The sequence below is a fragment of the Yoonia sp. genome (assembly GCF_017854415.1).
In the GTDB taxonomy this organism is placed as follows: Bacteria; Pseudomonadota; Alphaproteobacteria; order Rhodobacterales; family Rhodobacteraceae; genus Yoonia.
In genome coordinates this window covers 1-4054 of record NZ_JAFMHR010000191.1, presented here as the reverse complement: position 1 = coordinate 4054, position 4054 = coordinate 1, and the positions used below count along the sequence as shown (strand labels likewise).

Here is a 4054-nt window from a genome sequence, read left to right as displayed (position 1 = left end):
GTGCGCCTGACTGAAAAGGGCCGGGGGGTGCATTTGGTGGTCTCAAAACTGTTCAGGACACATGCTGAGGGATTGATGAACCGCAACGTCCTCGATCAAGACGGGGTAGAAGACATCGCAGCTGCCCTTCGACGGGTTGAGCGTTACTGGACAGAACAAATTCGGTATATTTATTGATCTGTTTGATTGAACCCTATTTATGTCTAAATTGCATTCAATAAGAGAATACAACTTTTAGTTGTGTATTTAACGAGGGTTAGGTTTTTTGTGGGTCGGTATGTAAAAGTATCGACCCACTTATTTTCGCCTTGGGTGATGCAGTTACTGTGTAATCAATCAGCACGCGAGATGCGGTCTAGGTCAGCTTGCCCAATTGCGATGCTTGCCAGTTCACGCAACAGCTTTCGCTCCATTGTGGCAGCGTAATCCTCGTACCCTAATGCCACTTCAACAAAGGCGCCGGGGCCCCGCATAACATTTGCGCGGTAGTAGGAAGACAGCTGCTTGATATCGACAAAACGCTCGTCATCGCCATCTGGATCACCTGCACCGACGACAAGGCCATTCACCGTAACACCAACTGGTCGGAGGTTTTCGCCAATCGTTTCGGGCAAGGGGCCGACGTTCGTTTCACCATCTCCGGACAAATCTAGCGTGCGTTTCCAGCAATCAGGATGCGCTTCAAGATAGGTATAACCAGCAAGAATAGCTGATCCGATAGCGGTCGTCGGCGCCCGCACGCCACGGGTATGCGCAAGCAGTTGTCGCGTGACCTGTGCCAAATCGGCAGGGCCTTCAATCGCCGTCCACGGCACGATAATTGTCTGATTGATCGGGCCGCTCCATTCATAGACATGAAGGCGGATTGGCGCCTCTGGTTGCATGAACAACACGTCTTTAACAGCCTGCGCATTCAACGCGGCAATGACCCCATCAAGCTGCAAACGATATTCATCATCATCAACAGAGCCAGAAACATCCAGCCCCATCGACAACGCTTGCCTGCAGGCCGCATGTGCCAGCCCCGGCAAGAGCATCAGGAACAGGACTAGACGTATCATCCGTGGTCCTCTGTCTGTGGTGCTACGTGGCCAACGACTTGCACGGTAAGTTCGCGGATCAATTTGCGCTGCATCGTAGCTTCGAAATCAGCAAATCCATCAGCAACCTCGACAAAAGATAAGGGGCCGCGAATGACTTCGGCTTGATAATAGGCTTGTGCCTTATTTTCGCCCGCGCTGATCACCAGGCCGTTCACAGTAACGCCATCAAAGGGGAACGACGCAAAAACGCTCCCAGGCCCAAAACCGGTGTTGTTAGGTCCGTCGCCCGCGACGTCGATGGTTTGAAATAGGCATTTTGGGGCATTTTGTAGCTGGATCGACGCATGTGCCAACGCGTACCCCATCGCGGTAGGCAGACCACTGGCACTGCGTACGCTGTTGGACAGCTTTTCAGAGACAGCCAGCAAATCAGCTGGCGATTGGATCATCGTCCAGTCGGTAATATCAGTTTGATGCCCCGGCCCGCTCCATTCAAATATCTGTAAGGCGACAGGATCAGGGCTGATAAAAAAGGCGTCTATGACTTGCGGTGACACAAGTGCCGCCGCAAGTCCGTTTCGCTGTAGCTGGTCTTCCGCATCATCGACAGACGACGACACGTCCATCGCAAGCACCAAGGCCAAGCGGCAAGCGTCGGCCGGTGCGGCCAACAGGCAAAATGCTGCGATGAAGGCCGATCTTACCAATGCCCAGTGTTTTCCATGCTTGCCCAGGGTTCGGCCTTTGGCAGGTCATCACCTTCTTGCAGTAATTCGATCGAGATATTGTCCGGGGATCGCACAAACGCCATATGCCCATCGCGGGGAGGACGATTAATGGTGACGCCATTGTCCATAAGGTGTTGGCAAGTCTCGTAAATGTTTGGAACAAGGTATGCCAGATGGCCAAAATGCCGCCCGTCTGCGGGCAAATCATCATCACCGTCCCAGTTATAAGTCAATTCAACTGGGCATTCCTCTTGGCTAGGAGGCGCCATGAAAATCAGCGTGAAACGTCCGCCTTCATGGTCAAACCTGCGGGTTTCTTTCAGCCCAAGCAATTCGTAGAAGGCGATGGATTTTTCAAGGTCTTTGACCCGAACCATCGTGTGCAGATATTTTAACGGCATAGTGTTTCCTTTGCGCATTTTCTGACGGAAAACTTAGCGCAAGGGCCATGACAGTGAAACGCTAAATCGACGTTCAATGTGTCATATCTGGTGAGGGGTTACTAATGGCAGTCCCTAGGGGAATCGAACCCCTCTTTCCAGGTTGAAAACCTGGCGTCCTAACCGATAGACGAAGGGACCGCAGTTAGTGCGCCGCTTTTAGGGAAACTGGGCGTGGCACGCAAGAGGCTATTTGCGCTTTTTTGTCGGATTAATTCAGTGAGCAGGTGCAGCGTCTTCGAGACGCAACTGAACTGATTGCCGTCCTTGCCAAGTGTTGATTTCCAGCCGGCCCGCCAAATGAAAACGCGCACCGTTATGAGCCAGCAACATCGGACCCATTGGCCCGTCCATCGCCCCGAAACTGATCGCATCAATCCGGCCGCTTATGCCGTCGCCAAAGCTGATTTTTAGATGATTGGCGCCGACTTGTTTGGCGAAATGAATTTGGCAATCGGGAAAAGCAAAGCGCGGGGCAGGGGCACCCGCACCGAAGGGGCCTGCATCTTCGATCTGGTTGACCAACTCGATTGTCGCGGCCCCAGGCATCAAAATACCGCTGATTTTCAGGTCGGCAGGGCCGATATCGCCCGCTCCCTGTTTTGCTAGTAGCTCACTCAAGCGTTCCATCGCCGGTTCAAGCTGATCCCGTGCGACGGTCAGACCTGCGGCCATTTTGTGCCCGCCACCTTTGATCAACAGCCCTTCTGCGGCTGCCCGTTGGATGACGGCGCCCAAGTCGATGCCAGAAACAGATCGCCCCGATCCTTTGCCTTCGTTCCCATCAAGGCCGATCACAATCGCAGGACGGTTGGTGGCTTCTTTCAATCGCGCGGCGACAATGCCGACCACGCCCGGATGCCAGCCTTCGCCAGCGGCCCAAACCAGAGGGCCGTCCAGCCCGCGCGCGGTCGCTTGTTCGAGCGCCAGTTCGCGCACCTGTGCTTCGACTTCGCGACGGTCAGTGTTCAATTCATCCAGTTTGGCGGCGATTGATTCTGCCTCGTGTTTATCATTGGTCGACAGCAGGCGCGCGCCTAGATCCGCCTTGCCAATCCGGCCACCGGCATTGACCCGCGGCCCAAGTAGAAATCCAAGGTGATAGCTGGTCGGTGCTTGATCCAAGCCCGCCACGTCAGACAATGCAGTCATGCCAATCCGGTTGCGGCGCGCCATGACTGTCAAACCTTGCCGCACGAATGCACGGTTCACGCCCACCAGCGGGGCGACGTCTGCCACGGTCGCCAGCCCGACAAGATCAAGCATCCCGATGAGATCGGGTCCCTTGTGTCCGCCCTCGCGCAGGACACGGTTGGCATTGACCAGCATCATGAATACGACGCCTGCCGCGCAAAGATGCGCCAGCGCGCCACTTTCGTCCTGCCGGTTCGGGTTCACAACGGCCACTGCATCGGGCAGAGTCTCTCCGCCCAAGTGGTGGTCGAGCACAATAACATCGGCACCTTTTGCGGCGGCTATGGGGCCGTGTGAAAGGGTGCCGCAATCGACGCAAATGATCAGGTCGTGGTTCCGGGCCAGCGCTGCCATAGCTTCGTCATTGGGACCGTAACCTTCGTCGATCCGGTCGGGGACATATAGCGTCGCGGCCAGCCCCATGTCGCGCAACCAATTGATCAAAAGTGCGGCTGAAGTCCCACCGTCGACATCATAATCAGCGAAGATGGCGACGCGTTCTGTGTGATCGAGGGCTGCTAGAAAACGCGTTGTCGCGGCATCCATGTCTTTGAGGGTGCGTGGATCAGGCAGTAGGTCGCGTAGTGTGGGGGACAGAAAGGCCGCCGCATCTTGGGCATTCACACCCCGACGAACCAAAATCCGGCAT

4 protein-coding genes, 1 tRNA gene and 1 pseudogene are annotated in these 4054 nt (G+C 55.3%); 1 reads left to right on the top strand and 5 read right to left on the bottom strand.

From position 1 onward, the window contains the following. Positions 1-177 (top strand): annotated as a pseudogene (locus QZ197_RS15125) (MarR family transcriptional regulator); the annotation flags it as partial. Positions 178-332: 155 nt separating this feature from the next. Here QZ197_RS15125 and QZ197_RS15120 read toward each other — a convergent pair. The 5 genes from QZ197_RS15120 to recJ form a co-directional block, all read right to left on the bottom strand. After that, on the bottom strand, positions 333-1061 hold the full coding sequence (locus QZ197_RS15120) for a DUF1194 domain-containing protein (RefSeq protein ID WP_296432999.1): 729 nt from the start codon (positions 1059-1061) through the stop codon (positions 333-335). Further along, a complete protein-coding gene (locus QZ197_RS15115) occupies positions 1058-1714 on the bottom strand; it encodes a DUF1194 domain-containing protein (RefSeq protein ID WP_296432998.1) in 657 nt (218 codons plus the stop codon). Before QZ197_RS15115 ends, QZ197_RS15120 begins: the two co-directional genes overlap by 4 nt. 29 nt (positions 1715-1743) lie before the next feature. Further along, on the bottom strand, positions 1744-2172 hold the full coding sequence (locus QZ197_RS15110; RefSeq protein ID WP_296432997.1) for a VOC family protein: 429 nt from the start codon (positions 2170-2172) through the stop codon (positions 1744-1746). 105 nt (positions 2173-2277) lie between these two features. After that, positions 2278-2352: transfer RNA gene (locus QZ197_RS15105), tRNA-Glu, on the bottom strand. 75 nt (positions 2353-2427) lie between these two features. Next, the coding region (gene recJ / locus QZ197_RS15100; protein WP_296432996.1) for a single-stranded-DNA-specific exonuclease RecJ at positions 2428-4054 on the bottom strand (1627 nt) is incomplete at its 5' end.